Below are 19,404 nucleotides of genomic sequence, written 5' to 3' on the forward strand. Positions count from 1 at the left end.
CTTGACTACAGATGAATATCGCATTAACAGGGACTGTCGGGTCTGGTAAGAGCGTGGTTGCTGCCATGCTTTCCGGCTGGCTGCAATGTCGCTCCATTGATACCGACGCAGTGAGTCGGTTATTGCTGCAACCCGGTCAATCTGCCTATCTCGCCCTGCAGCAGCGATGGGGGAGTCGTTTTATAAGTTCGAACGGAGATGTGGACAGAGCGGCGTTACGAAAAGCGATTTTTGCTGATACGAACCTGAAAAAGCAGCTCGAGGCATTGCTCCATAGTGATATACGGTCATATGTCACCAGGCAGATGGAGATCGAAGCGGCGGCGGGAAAGCACCTGTTGGTTGAAGTCCCTCTACTTTTTGAAGTAGGCTGGCAGAATGATTTTGATCATACCATTGCAGTCTATGTGCCGACAGCTCTCAGCGTAAAGCGTACCATGCTGCGCGACACTGTTTCTGAGGCAGAGGCTGAGGCGGTGGTGGCAGCACAAATCAGTGCGGAAGAGAAGGCACTGATGGCTGACAGTGTCATAAATAATTCGGGAGTTTGGGGGGCCACGGTACTGCAGGTTTCCCATTTAGCCAGGAATCTGCAAGAGCTTGGATTGGAATAAAAAAAGCCAAGTTATATTGGCTTTAAAAGCTTGACAGCAAAGGGGAGAGCACGTATAAGAAATGTGTGGCCAGAGAAAAAAGCCCCTGCCTCCTGATGAGTCTTTTGTTCCAGCAGATGTACAATCCAGTTCAATAGAGCACCCTCTCAGGTAGGTGTATTTTTCCGTGTTAAATTCCTGAAAATTACTGTTGCTTAGCTTCAGGCCCAATATTCCACTCTAAAGCAGATCTAATACACTAAAAATACTGATTACAAACATAGGCCTCGCAGACAGTTTTTAGAAAACAACTGGTTTGCCGGGAATATTTTTTTATAAATTAATCATGCAGATGCATGCCCTTAGTCGACTACTTTATGTTGGCGGGGATGATATACAACTTTAGCAAAATGCCAAAGGATCCTGCCAAAAGATTGAAAAGGAGAGACTCGTTAATGAATCTGGCGGAATTAAAGCTTAAGAAGATCGGTGAGCTGGTAAAGCTCGCCCGTGAGTACAACGTGGAAGGCTTCAGCTCAATGCGGAAGCAGGAGCTGATATTTGCCTTACTCCAGGCCCAGGCCGATAAAGACGGCAAAATGCGGGGGAGTGGTGTACTGGAAATTCTGCCAGACGGTTTCGGGTTCCTGAGGGCTCCGGATTATAACTACTTACCGGGCCCGGATGATATCTATGTCTCCCCATCTCAGATCCGCAGGCTGAACCTGCGAACCGGTGATGTGATTGACGGTCTGGTTCGTGCTCCCAAAGAAGGTGAGCGTTATTTCGCCTTGCTGAAAGTTGAGAGTGTCAACTTTGATCCGCCTGAGGCATCGAAGCAAAAGACTCTGTTCGGTAACCTTACTCCACTTCATCCAAACGAAAAATTCACGCTTGAGTGGCAGCCTGACAACTACTCAATGCGGGTTATGGACATGTTTGCCCCGATTGGTAAAGGGCAGCGAGGGCTGATAGTTGCACCTCCACGTACTGGTAAAACGGTATTGATGCAGAAAATTGCCAACTCAATTGTCCGAAACCACAAGGAAGTGTACCTTATCGTACTGCTCATCGACGAGCGTCCGGAAGAGGTTACAGAGATGACCCGTTCGGTTAAAACCGCCGAGGTTGTCAGTTCCACCTTCGATGAGCCGCCGCAGCGCCATATCCAGGTGGCTGAGATGGTTATCGAGAAGGCGAAACGTCTTGTTGAGCATAAAAAAGACGTTGTTATTCTTCTTGACTCCATCACCAGACTTGCCAGAGCGTATAATACCGTAACCCCGGCAAGTGGTAAAATTCTCTCCGGTGGTGTTGAGGCGAATGCGCTGCACAGACCGAAGCGCTTCTTCGGTGCAGCACGAAACATCGAGGAGGGTGGCAGCCTAACAATTCTTGCTACCGCTCTTATTGAGACCGGCAGCCGGATGGACGAGGTTATCTTTGAAGAGTTCAAAGGAACCGGTAACATGGAATTGATACTCGACAGGAAAATGGCAGATAAACGCATTTTCCCTGCGGTTGATATTAAACGTTCCGGTACCAGAAAAGAAGATCTGCTGTTGAAGCCGGATATGCTCAATAGAATCTGGATTCTGAGAAAACTGCTCAACTCCATGAACCCGGCGGATTGCATGGACTTTCTTACAGATAAGTTGAGGAACCAGAAAAGCAACAAGGATTTCCTCGAGTCGATGAATGGCTAGTTGCTCGTGAGCACACGACAATTGGTATGCCGGGAAAAAGTACCAATTGTTTAAATTATTTTTTGTTGAAAAATTGTTTTGCCTCGGTATAATGCACACCTTGTGTCTTTAGACTGACGGCTTATACTGTAATTTGATCATCACATGTGTTGATGTGTTGGAGGATCGGGAATTATGAAGAATGATATTCATCCGGAATATAAGAAAATGAGTGCAACCTGTGCATGTGGCGCAGAGTTTGAGATGGGTTCAGTTATGGACGAGATCAAAGTTGAGATCTGTTCTGCTTGTCACCCATTTTTCACAGGAAAACAAAAACTTATTGATACTGCTGGTCGTATCGAGAAGTACAAGCAGCGTTACGCAAAGCATTTCGCCGAGAAGGGTTAATCTCCCCTGCGACGATTGCACACCAAAAAATGGTGGGCTTTACATCCGCTTCACGGCAGCGCAAATTGATCAAGTCCACAGTGATGAATCATCATGGCTGTGGACTTTTTTTATTCCATCTCTAGTATCCCATAAACAAAGCTATGTTTGGCAATTTTGAAGAACTGCAAGATAAGCTGTCCGAGCTTGAAGGGCGTCTTTCAGATCCTTCTCTGGTAAACAACCAGAAGGAGTACCGGGAAGTTGTTCGTGAGCACGCTCACCTGACGAAGCTTAACGAACTTTATGAAGATTACAAGAGTGTTCAGGAAGATATTGCTGAGAACCGAGAGTTGCTCAAGGATGAGAATGAAGATCCGGAGCTGAAAGAACTCGCCCGCGCCGAGCTCGAGGAATTGGCTGAGCGTGAGCTGCAACTCGATAAGGATATCAAGGTTCTTTTGTTGCCCAAAGACCCGAACGACGAGAAAAACACTCTTCTTGAAATCCGGGCTGGTACAGGTGGAGACGAAGCCGCTCTTTTTGTGGGTGATTTGTTTCGTATGTACACGAGATTTGCCGAGTCGATGAAATGGCGAGTTGAGACCATCAGTTCCAGTCCTCTCGGCATAGGCGGATTCAAGGAAATCATCGCCCTCATCAGCGGTGAGCAGGTATATTCCCAGCTGAAGTATGAGAGTGGCGTTCACCGTGTTCAGCGTGTACCTGAAACTGAGACCCAGGGTAGAGTTCACACCTCAGCGGTAACGGTTGCAATTCTGCCCGAAGCCGAGGAAGTTGAACTGGATATAGATATGAACGAGCTGAAGTTTGATGTTTATCGATCTTCAGGCCCGGGTGGCCAGAGTGTTAACACCACCGACTCCGCGGTTCGTATCACCCACCTGCCCACAGGCCTTGTGGTTACCTGCCAGGATGAAAAGTCCCAGCATAAAAATAAGGCGAAAGCATTGACTGTTCTCCGTGCCCGACTGTTCGATGCCATGCAGCGGGAACAGCAGGCTAAGATCTCGCAGGATCGTAAGAGCCAGGTTGGTACAGGTGACAGGAGTGAGAGAATCAGAACCTATAATTTCCCTCAGGGGCGTCTCACTGATCACAGAATAAACCTGACACTCTACAAGCTCGAGCAGATTATGAACGGTAAACTCGAAGATGTTATTTTTCCGCTCATAGCTGAAGATCAGGCTGAAAAGTTGAAAAAAATTCAGTAGATCTACCCAATAGAAACTACAGGTATAGGTTGCCGGCGTTGTTCCTCAAGTTGCCGGTAACCAGCCTCTGTACCAGCATCCACTCAAAACCTATCTCATAAGATATCTTCCCTCCCCTGATGCGTATAGCAGAACTCGTACAATATGGGATTTCCGAGCTCAAGGCCGCAGGTATTCCTGATTGTACAAGCGATGTGTACCTTCTCGCTGGTCATTGTCTGAATAAAAGCAGAACACAACTCCTCGCCTTTGGGCAGGATCAAGTACCGATCGAGCGGGAGAACCGTTTTAAAGAACTGCTTGCCCGTAGAGTGAAGCGGGAGCCGGTAGCCTATATCCTTGGGGAGCAGGAATTCTGGTCCCTCAGCTTCAAGGTGAACTCAAAAGTATTGATCCCACGACCTGAAACCGAGCTTCTCATCGAGAAGGCACTGGCCGCAACGAGCGGAGATTCTTTTCCCGGGGAAGGTAAAATTATTGATCTCTGTTGCGGTAGCGGTGTTATTGCTATTATATTGGCGCTGGAATTGAAAAGGGAGATCCTGGCGATCGATATCTCACCTGAAGCCCTGGCTGTAACAAAAGAAAATTGCGTTCTTCATGGGGTGGGCCAACTGGTGGAGCTGATGCAATCAGATCTGCTCAGTGAGGTGATTACCAGAGGCGATAAAGTCTCGATGGTAGTATCCAATCCTCCATATGTTACGACCCATGCAGTGTTGCATGAGGTTGAGCCGGAGGTGGGCGTTTATGAACCCCACTTGGCTCTCGATGGAGGAGATGAAGGACTTGATCAGATAGTGCGTATTCGCCGTCAATTATCGGACATACTTGTTGAGGGCGGCCATCTATTCATGGAGATAGGTGCCGATCAGGGCGCGGCTGTTCATGCCATGTTCAGCGAGCACGTTCCCGGGTACAGGGATTTCCGGAAAGTTGAAATTATCTCAGACTATGCGGGTCGCGACAGAATTCTGCATGCCATTATTGCCTGAGAAAGGCAGGGAAAGAAACTTAAATGGAAAAACTCATAATAGAAGGCGGCGTAAAGCTTGAGGGTGAAGTGCGTATCAGTGGTGCTAAAAATGCAGCGCTACCGCTTATTGCAGCAACTTTGCTGGCGCCTGGAGAACATGTTCTCAAGAATGTACCGGATCTCCGTGATACCCGTACCATGTTGAAGCTGTTGGAGAACCTTGGTGTGCGATCACAGCGGAATGGAGACGTTCTGAAAATTGATTCCACCGATCTCGAATCAGGTGAAGCACCATATGATCTGGTTAAGACCATGCGTGCCTCCGTGCTCGTACTCGGACCATTACTTGCCAGGCTTGGCAGAGCAAGGGTTTCCCTGCCCGGTGGTTGTGCTATTGGTGCAAGACCTATCAACTACCATATTAACGGATTGGAACTGCTTGGTGTGACATGTGATCTTGAGGGTGGGTATGTTGACGCCACCATAGATGGCAGGATGAAAGGCAACACAATCTATTTTGACCTGCCGTCTGTGACTGGTACCGAGAATCTGCTGATGGCTGCCGTGCAGGCAGAAGGTACCACTGTCATAAAAAATGCGGCCAGGGAGCCTGAAGTCGGCAATCTGGTAGACATGCTGAACGGTATGGGTGCCAGGATCGAAGGACGGGATACCGACAGACTCACAATTCACGGTGTCGAGAACTTGAATCCGGCAAATTGTGCAATCATTCCGGATCGAATAGAGACAGGTACCTATCTGATAGCCATTGCCGCGACCGGTGGAGAGGGGGTTGTGACCCATTGTAATCCGTCGCATCTGCCGTCACTGCTCGAGAAGCTACGGGCCACAGGTCTCAGAATCGAGGAAACCGAATCAACAATCACGGTCCGTCAGCCGAATGGCAGCGCAACACCTGGTCCACTGAAGGGCACCGACATAACCACTTCGCCATATCCAGGATATCCTACTGACCTGCAAGCCCAGTTCATGGCGCTCATGACTCTTGCCTCAGGTATCAGTGCAGTACATGAGACCATCTTCGAAAATCGTTTCATGCATGTGGCTGAGCTTCAGCGTCTTGGGGCAAAAATTAAGGTTGATGGACACACTGCAGTTGTTGATGGCTGCAGTATGAATGGTTTGAGTGGTGCCAGGGTGATGGCTACTGACCTGAGAGCAAGTTCCTCGCTGGTCATTGCAGGCTTGGCCGCAAGTGGCAGAACCGAAATTTCCAGAATTTATCATCTCGAACGTGGCTATGAAGGTCTGGTGGATAAATTAACCGCCCTTGGTGCCAGGGTCTGGAAGGAGCAGGAGTGATACCGAAGGGGAGACTCCCCTGTAAACAGTCGGCTGCGTAGCTAAGCTGATGGTGTAAATTGTTGTGATGAGCCTTGAGCCCTTCAACCGCGATGAGAGCGGTTGGGGGGCTTTTTTTATCCAAACCAAATCGGTAGACAATCTTTCCCTTGAACTTTGGAAAGACGAACCCTGTGAGTTGCTGGGGGGTGTTTTCAGATTGTATATGTGGCGATGAGGTTATGCCAACTACCAGTTATTGAACTTTATAGTAGAGTTTGAGGATTCTGCCAGGAGCTCATTCACCATGGTAGTTGCGTATATTGTCCGCTGTTTCAGTAACTCACTATTATATCAGTTATTTCAGTTATTTCTGCCTTCTTGATAAAATTTCCTGCTCTGGAACTGATAATTAATGGCAAAAGTGGTTGTTTTTCAACAAATAGGTAAATATACCTATTTACTTACCTATTGAAATATTGGTACTTTCCTTTTTTCTTTCAGGCAATTGCGTTAAATTGGGTTCGTCCGGTGCTTGGGTACTTCTACTGACAGTAGACTGTACATCGTCGTTGTATCGACAAGGTTACGGATGCCTTGCGCTACTAAGCGTTCTGTTTGCAAACCCTCCTTTGGGAGGAGGGGGCGTTAATCGTGTATGAACGCAACAACGATGGTGATGGTGAAAGTGAATCTCAAGAAATTATTAGGGATTGCCATACTGCTGTCCGCTTTGAACCTCCTGCTGGCAGCAACGGCTTGGGCTTGGCCCACCGACAGCCAGTGGCTCGAACTGGTCAAGAGTGGAAAGCCGATTCAAGACAGCGAAAGTGATGCCAACGGTGGGGTCAATGTCGTCCCGGACTATACCAATCCCGACCAAGACACCCCTGCAGCTGCCTACGTCTATAACGACGGCAGCTATCTCTACTACCGCCTGCGTCTGGACGGAGATCCCACTCAAGGCGGCAATGGGGTTTTTGCCCAGTTCGGCTGGGGCTTTGAAATCGATATTGATCAGAATGCCGATGATTATGAATGGCTGATAATGTGCGATGGCATCTCCCAGCCAGAAGTCATCTCCCTCCGCGAAAATACAGATAAAACAGGCCTCGGAGATCCCTCGGACAAGGCTGAATATGTCGCAGCGGAGTATCCGCTGGTCGGCAATCACCAACTGTCTATCGCCGACACCTCCATCGGCGGCGACACCGACTATTTCCTCGATTTCCGCCTGCCGTACGCTGTTTTCAAGGCTACGACAGGCATCGATGACAACACCCTCATCCGCTATTTTGCAGGCAGCTCCCGTTCAACCAATAACTTGACTGATGACGGAGCTGACCTTGTCTCTGGCTCGACCCTCTACGAGATGGGCTCCGACTACATCACTCCATTCGGTACCCCGCCGGAGACAGGAACTACCTCGGACGGCACGGTCCGTTTTGTCGACAGTCTGGATGGTTTCAACGATGTCAACCTGGCCGCCGGTGGCGAAACCATCTACGTACGGGTCGACGACGCGGATCAGACCCTGGCTGTCAATCCGGACCAGACCATTCGGGTAGAACTCACCGCGCCAAGCGGCGACTCGGTGGTGGTTATCCTCACCGCAACCGGTGTGGCCGGAAAGTTTACTGGCGCTGTGGTGACCGAGGAAGTCACCAAATCAAAGGATATTGATTCCTCTGATACAACTCTTCAGGTCTGGCCACCTGCGTCTTCTCCGACAGATCAGGAGATCATCACCGTTACCTATATCGACTCGATCGACGCCAGCGGCAATCAGGAGGTGAACCGCACAGATACCATCACCTTCACCACCACCGCCACCGACCTGGCTCTAGAAAAATCGGTTGATAGCTCGGTGGTACAGCAGAGCGATAGCGTTCAGTTCAGCCTCACCATCACCAACCAGGGACCCAACAACGCTTCTGGGGTTGTGGTCAACGACCAGCTGCCAGCCGGTCTCAGCTACCAGGCCAGCACACCATCGGTCGGCAGCTACGACCCGGTTTCGGGCAACTGGTCAGTGGGGATGCTGAACACCGGAGCTTCCGCCACCCTGACCATCGATACCCAGGTCAGTGCCGCCACCGGCAACATTGTCAACACGGCCACGATCACTGTACTCAATGAAATAGACGGATACGCCGGTAACAACTCCGCCAGCGCCGAGCTTTATGTCGGCGGTACGGATATCCGAATCAGTAAGTCGGTCGACGATGAGTATCCGGCCGAAAATGAACTGATTTTTTTCAGTGTCAGGGCTTTGAACCTTGGCCCCAACAACGCCAGCGGCGTTGTTGTTACGGACCTGCTCCCCACCGGTCTGAACTATGATTCGGCCACAGGCTACAGCGCCACCCAGGGCAGCTACAATGAAGCAACCGGAGTCTGGACCGTGGGCGATCTCGCCAGTGGTGTCGGGGCTGTCCTCACCATCCCGGCCCGTCCTGCGCCCGGTACCGCAAACACCATCTTGACCAATAGTGCAAGCCTTACCGTTATCAACGAGCCTGAGAGCAACCCGGCCAACGACTCGGCCGGAGTCGACATCAAGGTGAACTTCCACGACCTGGAATTGACCAAGATGGTGGGCGTGGGGCCTTCATACAACCCTCTGGTCGATATCGCGGTTCCCAACGAAGGCGACAGTGTCCGTTACGAATTGGTGGTGACCAATCATGGGCCCAACGATGCCACCGGCGTGGCGGTAACGGATCAGCTACCGTCCGGGATCAGCTTCGACAGCGTGGGCCAGATCAGCCAGGGCAGCTATAATCCAGCGACCGGCGTCTGGTCGCTCGGTGCTCTCTCCTCTGGCAGCACGGCAACACTGCAAATTGATGCCGACGTGAACAACGACACGGCAGGGCAGACCATCATCAACTCGGCCGAGATAACCGCTTCGGATTACTTCGACGACGTTGAGTCAAACAACTGGGCTGCGGCTACCATCAAGGTAGACGGTACCGACCTGCAGATCACCAAAACCGTCAATAATTCAATCCCAAGCCCGGGCGACTCCGCGACCTACACGCTGACGGTGACCAACAATGGTCCGAATCCGGCAAGCGGGGTTGCGGTCACTGACATCCTGCCCGAAGGTGTTACCTACACCAGCCATTCGGCCTCTGCAGGCACAAGTTATGATGCCAAGAGCAATGGTAAACCCAGCTGGGTATGGGATATCGGTAATCTCAGCGTGACAGGGAGCGCAACATTGACCATCAATGCCACGGTGGATAGCGGCACCAGTGGCCAGAACATCACCAATGTGGGCATGATTACCGAAAGTGATCAGGCAGATCCAAACTACCTCAACAACGTTGCCAGCAGTGTGATTTCCGTCGACGGCACCGATCTCGTCATCACTAAAACCGTCGATGATCCTACCCCGAACGAGCATCAGGATATCATCTACACCGTCACCATCACCAACAACGGACCGACCGATGCCACCGGTGTGGAGGTAAGGGACCTGCTGCCGCCAGAGGTCAGCTATATTTCCAGCACCGGCAACTATGACCAGGCATCCGGCATCTGGACAATCGGTAACCTCTCGGACAATCAAACAGCGCAGCTTAACATCATCGCCAGGGTCAAGGGCAGTACCAGCGGCTTGTATATCACCAACAATGCCTCGATCAACGCGGTGGACCAGGGGGACCAGAATCCAGCTAATGATTTTGCCAGCGTTGACGTTGCTGTGGCAGGAACCGACCTGGCTCTGACCAAAACCATCGATAACGCCAGCCCCGGGGTACAGGGGGCAGTGACCTATATGCTTACCGTTACCAACGAGGGGGCCAACTCTGCCACCGGCATCGAGGTGGAGGATATCCTGCCGGCCGGGATCACCTTGATCTCCAGCACGCCGAGCCAGGGCAGCTACTCCACCGGTAGCTGGCTGGTCGGCAGCCTGGCTGCGGGTGACAGCGCCACGCTGGATATCCTGGTCGGGGTTGACGGCCCGGTCGGCACCACCGTGACCAACTCGGCAAGTATCACCGGCCTTGACCAGACCGATAGCGACCCGGCCAACGACAGCGCCAGCGTCGATTTTACGCCTGTGGCCTGGCCGGTACTGACCGTGGTCAAGTCCGCGAAGACGGTCAGTGATCCGGAGCATGGCATGGTGAACCCTTATGACGTGCCCGGGGCCATCATTGAATACCGCATCACGGTCACTAACACTGGTCTGGCAGCCACTGATGCCGATTCGCTATTGCTGGTCGATCCCATTCCGGAACATACAGCGCTGGTGGTCACCGATCCGCCAGTCACAATCAGCAACGTCCAGGCGACCACCGGATTGACCCTCACCTATACCGCCTTAAACGATCTGACCGATCACGTCGAGTTCTCTGCCGACGGCACGGATTACAGCCAGATCCCAACCGCAGACGGCAACGGCACCGACCCCTCGGTCAAGTACCTGCGGTTCATGCCCGCCGGGCAGTTCAACGCTTCGGACGGGATCACCGATCCTTCCTTCACCGTCACCTTCAGGGTGCGGCTGCAATAGATGGAATAGAGGCAATAGAAACCATAAGGCCAGATACCGAAGAGGGAGGAGGTTATGACCAAACCAAACACAAACGACAATCAGTATGATTTTGATCCATCGATTTAAAGAGAAAGGAGATTGGAGATGAAGAAAACACTAAACCTGATAATGCTGACCTGCCTTGTTGTCGGTACCACAGCGTCGCTGGCGGAGGCAGCCGGTACCATTGCGGGCACTCCCATCAGCAACACGGCCACCGTCAACTACAACGTTGATGGCATCGACCTGGAGAAAGACAGTGACACCGTCACCTTCAATGTTGCCGAGTTGCTCGATGTTACCCTGGTTTCACGCGATGGAAGCAACGTTCCTGTAAAACCGGGAGAGTCCAAGGCCATGCTCACCTATGAGCTGACCAATACCGGCAATTACCAGGAGGGCTTCACCCTGACGGTTGATAACACGGATACTACCGATGATTTCGACCCGGAGACTCCCACTACCATCTATTTCGATGCCAACGATAACGACACCTACGATGATGGCACAGACACCCTGTATGACGGGAGCAACCTGCCTGCCTTGGCCGCAGATGAGAGTATTCATCTCTTTGTGTTCAATGATATCCCTGATACACCCGCCGACACCGAGCTAGGTATCAGCAACCTGCAGGCTGATGCCCAGACCGGAACCGGTCCGGAAGGAACGGCATATGCTAACGCTGGCTATAACGGCAGTGTCGTGGCTGTGGTCGGCACCAGCGGTGCGTCAGCCAACGCCGACGGCACCTACCAGGTCAGCCGCGTCGATGTTACCATTGACAAGACCGGGGTGGTGATCGAAGACGGGCTGACTGGTACTGGAACCGAGCCGGTACCGGGCGCCACCATCGAATACACCATTACCGTCGAGGTGGTTGGCGGCACCGCTGCCGGGCTGGTGATCACCGACCCGATCCCGGCTGCGACCACCTATGTTGCCGATAGTATGGAACTCAACGGCAGCCCACTGACTGATGATCCCAGCGACGATGAAGGTACGCTTGCGGAGCCGACAACGGATAATTTTGAAATTCAGGTCGACCTCGGTGATGTGGTCGGTGGCGCCGCACCCGGTACAACCAACACCATCACCTTTGAAGTCACCATCAAATAGGAGTCTGTCTGACTAAGCCCTTTTTCCACAACTCAGCGTTATCGAGCGGAAATTAATGCTCGCAATATTAATTATATGGCTCCGCTTAATTTCCTCCAGACGCCTTGATTTGTGAAAAAATTGCAGTAGTCCGACAGGCTCCTAGTACGTAAAGAGTCACACTTATTGACGGAGTAGTAATCATGAAAGCGTATCAGACACTGTTTGCCGTGCTGCTGCTGGTTTTGACCGGTATGGCTGGCTTTGCCGCAGCACAAGAGTCCATCTCCATCGTCTCCAAAGCCGAAATCGAGGAGACGGTGGTCAATGAACAGGGGGAAAAGGAGACCAGAAGGGTGCCGGCGGCGAAAGTCATGCCGGGCACCATCGTTATTTTCACCAACAGCTGCACCAACATCAGCGATAGCCCCATTGATGATGTGGTCATCAACAACCCGATCCCTGAGCATACCGTCTACATCGACGGCTCAGCCACCGAAGAGGGTACCACCGTCACCTTTTCCATCGACGGTGGGAAGAGCTTCGATGCTCCAGGCAACCTGTTTGTCGTCGAACAGGACGGTACTTCACGCGCGGCCACCGGTGCTGATTACACCCATGTCCGCTGGGTGTTCAAATCATCTCTCAAACCGGGGGAGAGTAAGAATGTGGAGTTTCGGGCTCGTCTGAAATAGATCAGCAATATCTATGGCGATAGAAGAACAGCTTTAGAGAAGAGATATTGAAACAGGTTCAAAAGCAGTTACTGCAAAACGGCCTTGGACAGTTGTTGGCCATGCAGCAAGGGAAAACTTAAAAGGAGAGGAAGAAATGAAACGAAACATGAAAAGAAATGTGGCCATGATGCTCGCAACTGGATTGACTCTGTTCTTTTCAGGCCAGGCACTGGCGATTGGCACCCCTGATGACAAGACGATCAGGAATACTGCGAGTGTGACCTTTGAAATTGACGGTCATTCCCCCCCTGCTGTCCAAAGTGAAGAGGTGACCTTTAAAGTCGATACTAAAATCCGTCCAGTGGTAGCACAAGCAAGTGACGTTTATGTTGTTGCGGGTGTAGATGACTTCCTCATGCCCTTTCTCGTCACCAACGAAAGCAACAGCGCGGCGGGATACGATTATTTTGACCTCACCCATGAAGAAATGGGTACATCCACTTTTTCCATGAATTCTGTTGAAATCTGGGAAGATTCCACTGGCGACGGCAACCCTGATAAAAAGGTTTCTGGAGCGGTACAAATCCCAAATACAGACGGGTCCAATTTTAAAACATTTTGGATTATTGCCGACACACCCAATCCAGGCAGTACACCTGATACGGGTGCCTCAAACCAAAGGGCTACCTATAGCCTTATCGCGATCGCGGTGGCGGATGAGAATAGTGCGGCGCTTACAGCCCCAAGGAAACCTAATGATAATAATAACACCCATGACAATTCTGAAATAGTTCTTTTCGATGATGGTGGATCGGCGACTGATGACATCATCTATGATGGAAAACATTCGAATTCCGGCACCTACATCACTCGGGCAACGCTTGATATCAGCAAGTTAGCAGGCAACGGTACCTCCAACTTCCACATTCCCGGCGACGTAGTTGAATACACGATTACGGTCACCAACAACGATCCGAATTTGGCTGCAAAAAATGTCGTGGTCATTGACGAAATCCCTCTAAACACTACATACCATTCCTTTTCTGACACTAACTGCCTTGGTACACAGGCATGGTTTGACAAGAATCTGAGTGTAAATAACTGGGTGCCTTCAGAGCCGGCTACTAAAGCTGACGTTGGGTTCATCCGGTGCACCTTTAGTAGCGATATCCTTAAAAATTCCTCCGGCACGGTGAAATTCTCCGTGACAATCAACTAGAACCACTATCGAAGAAAGAACTAAGAGTTAAACAATCGATGTTTTCACCTGATTCCCACATCCCGGCCGCAAGGCCGCTTTATGATCCCTGCACCACAACCGGGATGGGGGACAGGTGCGTCTTGGACAAGCAGAACAATACGGCAAACCAGCCGCGAAGCTGGTTTGCTCGTCTGCCTGGGGCGGCTGCCGCTATCGGTGACTGCTACAGGCAGGCGTTGTTGGGTTGCCTGGCGCTACTCAGCTGTCTTGTGCTGCTGTTGATGCCGGTCTTTGCAAAAGCTGCTAGGACCCCGGCCGGCACTGCCATCGATAATATCGCCTCGGCATCTTTTCAGACTGGGCCGATAAGCTCGGTCACCCTGCAGTCCAACCTGTCCAGAATTATCACGGTGGGGTTGAACACCCCGTCGACCATTGAATTTTTAAACTACGTGACGTCTTCCTCAGGGTATGAGCAGGTTCGGGTCAATGTAACGGGGCACAGCCCGAGCGGCAGCGAAGGCGGCCCATTCAGCCCTCTGCCGGCCCCGACGCCTTTCGGCTCGTCGACCCCGGTAGACCTCAGCGCCCTGTTGCCGCTGAACCCCACCGAGATCTTTCATATCGGTGAACCGATCTTTTTGCGGGTGACGGACCAGGATCAGAACCAGGATATTACCCTGGCAGAGACCATCGTCGTAACCGTCACCTCGACGGTCACAGGCGACAGGGAAGTGCTGCTTTTGACCGAAACCGGCCCGAATACCGGTGTCTTCACCGGATATATTCCCTCCAGCGGAGATGCGGCTGTAACCAACGACGGGACTCTGTCGCTGGTGGAGGACGACACCCTGACAGCCCGCTATCACGATCAGCTGGATGTCTCGGATGTCGCCACCAGCACCGCCCTGGTCGATCCGTTCGGTGTGGTCTTTGACAGCGACACCGGCCAGCTGGTAAACGGTGCTACAGTCACCCTGATCGATACCGTGACCGGGCAGACGGCATCGGTTCTGGGCAATGACGGGGTGAGCAGTTACCCGGCTACGGTAATCAGTGGCAGTGTCACCTACGATTCCAGCGGGCGAGCCTATACTGCCCCTGTTGGCGGTTATCGTTTTCCCTTGATCGTTCCCGGCACCTATCGGCTGGAGATCGAACCGCCTTCCGGCTACATTGCACCCTCGACGGTGCCGACCTCATCGCTCCAGAGTCTGCCCGGTGCCCCCTATGCCATCGAGTCAGGGTCACGGGGCGAGTCCTTCACCGTCAATCCGGGCCCGACAGTGCATATCGACATTCCGGTCGATCCGGTCAGGACCGGGATCTGGGTGCAAAAGGAGGCCAACAAGGACGAAGCCGCCATCGGCGATTTTGTCGGCTACACGATCCAGGTGGAGAATTTTGACCAAAACGATACCGCTGCCGATGTGGTGGTCACCGACAGACTCCCCATGGGTTTTCGCTATCAGACCGGCTCGACGCGGCTTGATGGGCTCAGCGCCGAGGACCCGGAAATTTCTGCAGATGGCCGCACCCTGACCTACCGTCTTGGCGACCTGGCCCCCGGGGCAAGTGTGGAAATCCGCTATGTCGCCGAAGTCGGCGCAGGAACCAGGACCGGATACAATAGAAACAGTGCAGCCGCCCAGGCACAGGGTGGCCTGTCTTCCAACACGGCTTCGGCGGTGGTCACGATCAGGGAAGATTTTCTAAGGAGCAGCTCGCTGTTGATCGGCCGGGTCATGACCGGCGGTTGTGACAAGCCGGATACCGAACTGGAAGGCTTGGGCGGTGTCCGCATCTACCTGGAAGACGGAACCTATGTCGTTAGTGACAAACAGGGCCGTTACCACTTTGAGGGGATCGAGCCGGGCACCCATGTCGTCCAAGTCGATCTGGCTTCACTGCCTCCGGCCTACGAACCGATCGCCTGTGAAGAGAACAACCAGTTCGGTGGTCGCAATTTCTCCCAGTTCGTGGATATTCAGGGCGGCACCCTGTGGCGCGCAGACTTTCACGTCAAACTCAAGGAGAAACCGAAGGGTGCAGTCACTATCGAACTGAACAGCACGCTTGATGAAGATCGTGTTTCCTGGCAGATTCCCCTCAACATCAGCCAGGTTGACCTGAAGAACCTGCGGCTCAGCGTTATTTTGCCTAAAGGGCTTGAGTATCTTGCCGGCAGCAGTCGCCTTGGTGACCAGCCAATCGAAGATCCAGGGGGGAATCCACCGGTCCTGACCTACCGGCTGGGTGACAGGCCGGCCGACTGGCAAGGGGAGATCACCCTGAAGACCAGGGTTGGCGAGGGCGCGCCACAGGAAATGGCACTCCGTACCGTGCTGACCTTTAACTCACCGGAGCAGCAGAACCAGAGAACCCCGATGGTCGACAACCTGATCCGGAACAAAGGAAAACGGGCCGATAGCACGCCGGTCCTGGATCTGATCAAGGCCAACAGCGGCCTGCAGCAGGCGGAGACCGTCGGTCCGCGGCCCGGTGCTGATGCCGATCTGCCGGAAAAAGACCTGCCGGATACAGAAAAAATGCCGGTCTACGACAAGGCGTGGCTGGCAAGCGCCGGTAGCGGGTCGGAATGGCTCTGGCCGCAGCCGGGCAAAACACCGGCGATCCCGAGTATCAAGGCCGCCATCAAACACGCCGCCGGGCTGAAGGTCAAACTGCGGCTCGACGGCCGGGATGTCAGTCCGTTGGCCTTTGAAGGCACCACTGCAAACCAGGCCGGTTCGACAGCGGTCTCCATCTGGCGCGGGATCGGTATCAACAAGGGCGACAATAACCTGACAGCCGATCTGTACGATGCGAATGGCAAGCTGGTCGAGCAGTTGACCCGCCTGGTCCACTACTCGTTCGGACCAGCCCATGCCGAGCTGGTCAAGGATCAATCGACCCTGGTTGCAGACGGCAAGACCCCGCCGGTGATTGCGGTGCGCCTCACCGACCGGGACGGCTATCCGGTCAGCAGCGGCATGATCGGAGAATTCTCGGTCGAGCCGCCCTACAGTCAATTGATCGACAAGTCGGAAAAAAACAGCAGCCTTGATACCGACAGGCCAAAATATCAGGTCGGCCCGGACGGAGTTGCCAGGATCATTCTGGAACCGACCCCGCAATCCGGTGAGGCAGTGGTCCGTCTGCCGCTGGAAGATGAGACTGAAGAGATCAGCGCCTGGTTGAAACCGGTCGCCCGGGAGTGGATCCTGGTCGGCTTTGCCGAAGGGACGCTGGGCTACAACACCCTCTCCGGCAACCAGGTCAGCCTGGATGAGGCGGAGGTCGACGACCATTTCTACGAGGACGGCCGGATCAAGTTTTTTGCCAAGGGCGCCATCAAGGGTGAATGGCTGTTGACCGTGGCCTATGATTCCGACAAGGAGGAGTTGGATGGCGACAGCCTGTACCAGATCATCGATCCGGATAGCTACTATCCCCTCTACGGAGACGAGACCCAGCAGAGCTACGAGGCCGCCAGCGCCCGTAAGATCTACGTGAAGCTGGAAAAAAATCAATTCTATGCCCTCTTTGGCGACATGCAGACCGGCCTGACCCAAACCGAGCTGTCCCGCTACAGCCGCAGCATGAACGGCTTTAAATCGGAACTGCAGGGCGAAAAGATCGAGTTCAACCTGTTCGCGGCCGACACCAGGCAGGGGTTTGTGAAGGACGAGATTCGCGGCGATGGAACTTCCGGGCGCTATTACCTGTCCCATCAGGATCTGGTCATCAACTCGGAGACCATCGTCATCGAGACCCGGGATCGGTTTCAGAGCGAGAAGATCCTCAGTTCCCAGACCATGCAGCGGCACATCGATTACAACATCGATTACGGGGACGGCACACTCTTTTTCAAGCGGCCCATCGCCAGCAAGGACGAAAGCTTCAACCCGATCTTCATCGTTGCCGACTACGAAACCAGGACCTCGAACCAGAGTGAGTTCAATTACGGCGGGCGTGCGGCAGTCAAAATGTTGGACCAGAAGCTGGAGGTAGGTGCTTCTCTGATCCATGAAGACTCCGGTGTCGACGAGGGTGATTTGTACGGTGTCGACGCCACTATCCGGTTCAACGCAAACAACAGTCTGCGGCTGGAAGCAGCCACCACCGACACCGAGGATGCTTCCCTGGATCAAAACGGCGAGGCCTATCTCGTCGAGTATATGCACACGTCCAGCACGCTGCAGGGGATTGTCTATTTTCGTGAACAGGATGATGAGTTCGGGCTAGGGCAGCAGAACGGCAGTGAGTCGGGAACCCGCAAGTATGGCGCCGAGGGGAGCTACCGCATCAATGATGAGGCATCGATCTCAGCGCTGGCCTATCATGAGGACAACCTGACCACCGATGCCCAGCGGGATGTGGTGGAGCTTGGCGGCGACCTGGAGTATGACCGGTTCTCGATCAGTGCCGGTGTCCGTGACGCCAGGGATAGTCTCGGGGATGGCAGCAGCAAGCACAGTCAGCAGCTGCTGACCGGCGGCAACTGGACCACTGCCGACCGCAAACTGACCCTGCGTGCCCAGCATGAACAATCGCTTGGCGGTAAGAACGAAAATACCGATTATCCCACCCAGACCCTGTTCGGGGCCGATTACCGGCTCAGCAAGCAGGTCAGCCTGTTTGCCGAACAGGAATTCAGCTGGGGGGATGATGTAACCAGCGAGGGGACGAGGGCCGGTATCAAGGCATCACCCTGGCGCGGCAGCGACGCACAGACCACCATTGAACGGCAGCTCAATGAGAATGGAGAACGGCTCTTCGCCCTGTTCGGCCTTGGCCAGACCTGGCAAGTGAGCGAGAACTGGAGCGTGGACGCCAGCCTCGATCGCAGCTACACCATCAAGGAAGCTGACAGCTACGATTTTGACGTGGATGTCCCTGACGCCCATGGCAGCGATGAGGATTTCACCGCTGTCTCGCTGGGCGCCAGCTACCAGCAAAAGAGCTGGTCCTGGGACAACCGGTTGGAATTCCGCCACGGTGACGACGAAGATAAGTACGGCGTGATTTCAAGCCTGATCGGTCAGATCCGCAAAGGTATGTCCGCCTCAGCCAGATATACCGGGTATTACACGGACAGTGCTGACGGTGCTACGAGCAACGAGCAGGAGCTGACCCTAGGCCTGGCCTACCGGCCCCGCGAGAGTCGCTGGATTATCCTGAATCGGTTGGACGCCATATACGAGCGGGATGAAAGTTCCCAGCATGACGACAAGGCGTGGCGATTTATCAACAACCTGCAGGGCAACTACAAGCCCAGTCGTAGCTGGCAGATCGCTCCCTACTATGGTTTGAAATATGTCCGTGAAAACATCGACGACTCACACTATGACGGCTTTACCGACCTGGTCGCCCTGGAGACCCGCTATAACCTGAACAGTCGCTGGGACCTCGGTCTTCATGGCAGCGTGCTGCACTCATGGAACAGCGGTCAGTTCGATTACAGCTCCGGAGCCTCGATCGGTTATCTTTTTGCGAACAATCTTTGGGCCAGCCTGGGCTACAATTTCATGGGATTCCACGATGAAGACTTCTCGCAGAGCACGTATACGGCAAGCGGCGTATATCTGAAGCTTCGCCTCAAGTTTGATCAGAACACCATGACTGAAGCTCTTACCTGGCTGAACAGTCAATAGAACAAGTAGAACAGTCAACACGCTTGGCGATACACGTCCCC

Annotated in this window: 11 protein-coding genes; all 11 read left to right on the forward strand. The window is 53.3% G+C overall.

Annotated features, from left to right (window positions below):
- Positions 1-11: 11 nt before the first annotated feature.
- A complete protein-coding gene (coaE, locus tag ACN5NT_RS19265) occupies positions 12-614 on the forward strand; it encodes a dephospho-CoA kinase (protein ID WP_419176534.1) in 603 nt (200 codons plus the stop codon).
- Positions 615-1,048: 434 nt separating this feature from the next.
- Positions 1,049-2,299 carry a transcription termination factor Rho gene (gene rho / locus ACN5NT_RS19270; protein ID WP_136797738.1) on the forward strand — a complete coding sequence of 417 codons (1,251 nt, stop codon included), beginning with the start codon at positions 1,049-1,051 and terminating at the stop codon, positions 2,297-2,299.
- Between the two features lie 174 nt (positions 2,300-2,473).
- Entirely contained in the window at positions 2,474-2,689 is a 216-nt protein-coding gene (rpmE, locus tag ACN5NT_RS19275) for a 50S ribosomal protein L31 (RefSeq protein WP_136797740.1), read from the forward strand.
- Between the two features lie 143 nt (positions 2,690-2,832).
- Positions 2,833-3,903 (forward strand): peptide chain release factor 1, encoded by a 1,071-nt coding sequence (gene prfA / locus ACN5NT_RS19280; RefSeq protein ID WP_419176535.1) that lies wholly within the window; start codon positions 2,833-2,835, stop codon positions 3,901-3,903.
- 119 nt (positions 3,904-4,022) lie between these two features.
- Positions 4,023-4,898, forward strand: coding sequence for a peptide chain release factor N(5)-glutamine methyltransferase (gene prmC, locus ACN5NT_RS19285; protein WP_419176536.1), 876 nt, complete (start codon positions 4,023-4,025; stop codon positions 4,896-4,898).
- Between the two features lie 23 nt (positions 4,899-4,921).
- Complete coding sequence (murA, locus tag ACN5NT_RS19290; protein WP_419176537.1) at positions 4,922-6,202, forward strand: UDP-N-acetylglucosamine 1-carboxyvinyltransferase; 1,281 nt, start codon at positions 4,922-4,924, stop codon at positions 6,200-6,202.
- Positions 6,203-6,839: 637 nt separating this feature from the next.
- Entirely contained in the window at positions 6,840-10,712 is a 3,873-nt protein-coding gene (locus ACN5NT_RS19295; protein WP_419176538.1) for a hypothetical protein, read from the forward strand.
- Between the two features lie 126 nt (positions 10,713-10,838).
- Positions 10,839-11,849 carry a hypothetical protein gene (locus tag ACN5NT_RS19300; protein WP_419176539.1) on the forward strand — a complete coding sequence of 337 codons (1,011 nt, stop codon included), beginning with the start codon at positions 10,839-10,841 and terminating at the stop codon, positions 11,847-11,849.
- Between the two features lie 182 nt (positions 11,850-12,031).
- A complete protein-coding gene (locus ACN5NT_RS19305) occupies positions 12,032-12,523 on the forward strand; it encodes a hypothetical protein (RefSeq protein ID WP_419176540.1) in 492 nt (163 codons plus the stop codon).
- A 136-nt stretch (positions 12,524-12,659) separates the two neighbouring features.
- Positions 12,660-13,724, forward strand: a complete 1,065-nt coding sequence (locus tag ACN5NT_RS19310; RefSeq protein ID WP_419176541.1) for a hypothetical protein — start codon at positions 12,660-12,662, stop codon at positions 13,722-13,724.
- A gap of 122 nt (positions 13,725-13,846) precedes the next feature.
- On the forward strand, positions 13,847-19,363 hold the full coding sequence (locus tag ACN5NT_RS19315; RefSeq protein ID WP_419176542.1) for a hypothetical protein: 5,517 nt from the start codon (positions 13,847-13,849) through the stop codon (positions 19,361-19,363).
- Positions 19,364-19,404: the final 41 nt, after the last annotated feature.

Origin of the sequence: Desulfosediminicola sp., from assembly GCF_048381775.1 — a bacterium.
In the GTDB taxonomy this organism is placed as follows: domain Bacteria; phylum Desulfobacterota; class Desulfobulbia; order Desulfobulbales; family Desulfocapsaceae; genus Desulfopila; species Desulfopila ganghwensis.

Excerpts from the sequence above, each read along its gene's own strand:
- coaE (WP_419176534.1), top strand. The coding sequence starts at position 12 with ATGAATATCGCATTAACAGGGACTGTCGGGTCTGGTAAGAGCGTGGTT.
- rho (WP_136797738.1), top strand. The coding sequence starts at position 1,049 with ATGAATCTGGCGGAATTAAAGCTTAAGAAGATCGGTGAGCTGGTAAAG.
- rpmE (WP_136797740.1), top strand. The coding sequence starts at position 2,474 with ATGAAGAATGATATTCATCCGGAATATAAGAAAATGAGTGCAACCTGT.
- prfA (WP_419176535.1), top strand. The coding sequence starts at position 2,833 with ATGTTTGGCAATTTTGAAGAACTGCAAGATAAGCTGTCCGAGCTTGAA.
- prmC (WP_419176536.1), top strand. The coding sequence starts at position 4,023 with ATGCGTATAGCAGAACTCGTACAATATGGGATTTCCGAGCTCAAGGCC.
- murA (WP_419176537.1), top strand. The coding sequence starts at position 4,922 with ATGGAAAAACTCATAATAGAAGGCGGCGTAAAGCTTGAGGGTGAAGTG.
- ACN5NT_RS19295 (WP_419176538.1), top strand. The coding sequence starts at position 6,840 with ATGAACGCAACAACGATGGTGATGGTGAAAGTGAATCTCAAGAAATTA.
- ACN5NT_RS19300 (WP_419176539.1), top strand. The coding sequence starts at position 10,839 with ATGAAGAAAACACTAAACCTGATAATGCTGACCTGCCTTGTTGTCGGT.
- ACN5NT_RS19305 (WP_419176540.1), top strand. The coding sequence starts at position 12,032 with ATGAAAGCGTATCAGACACTGTTTGCCGTGCTGCTGCTGGTTTTGACC.
- ACN5NT_RS19310 (WP_419176541.1), top strand. The coding sequence starts at position 12,660 with ATGAAACGAAACATGAAAAGAAATGTGGCCATGATGCTCGCAACTGGA.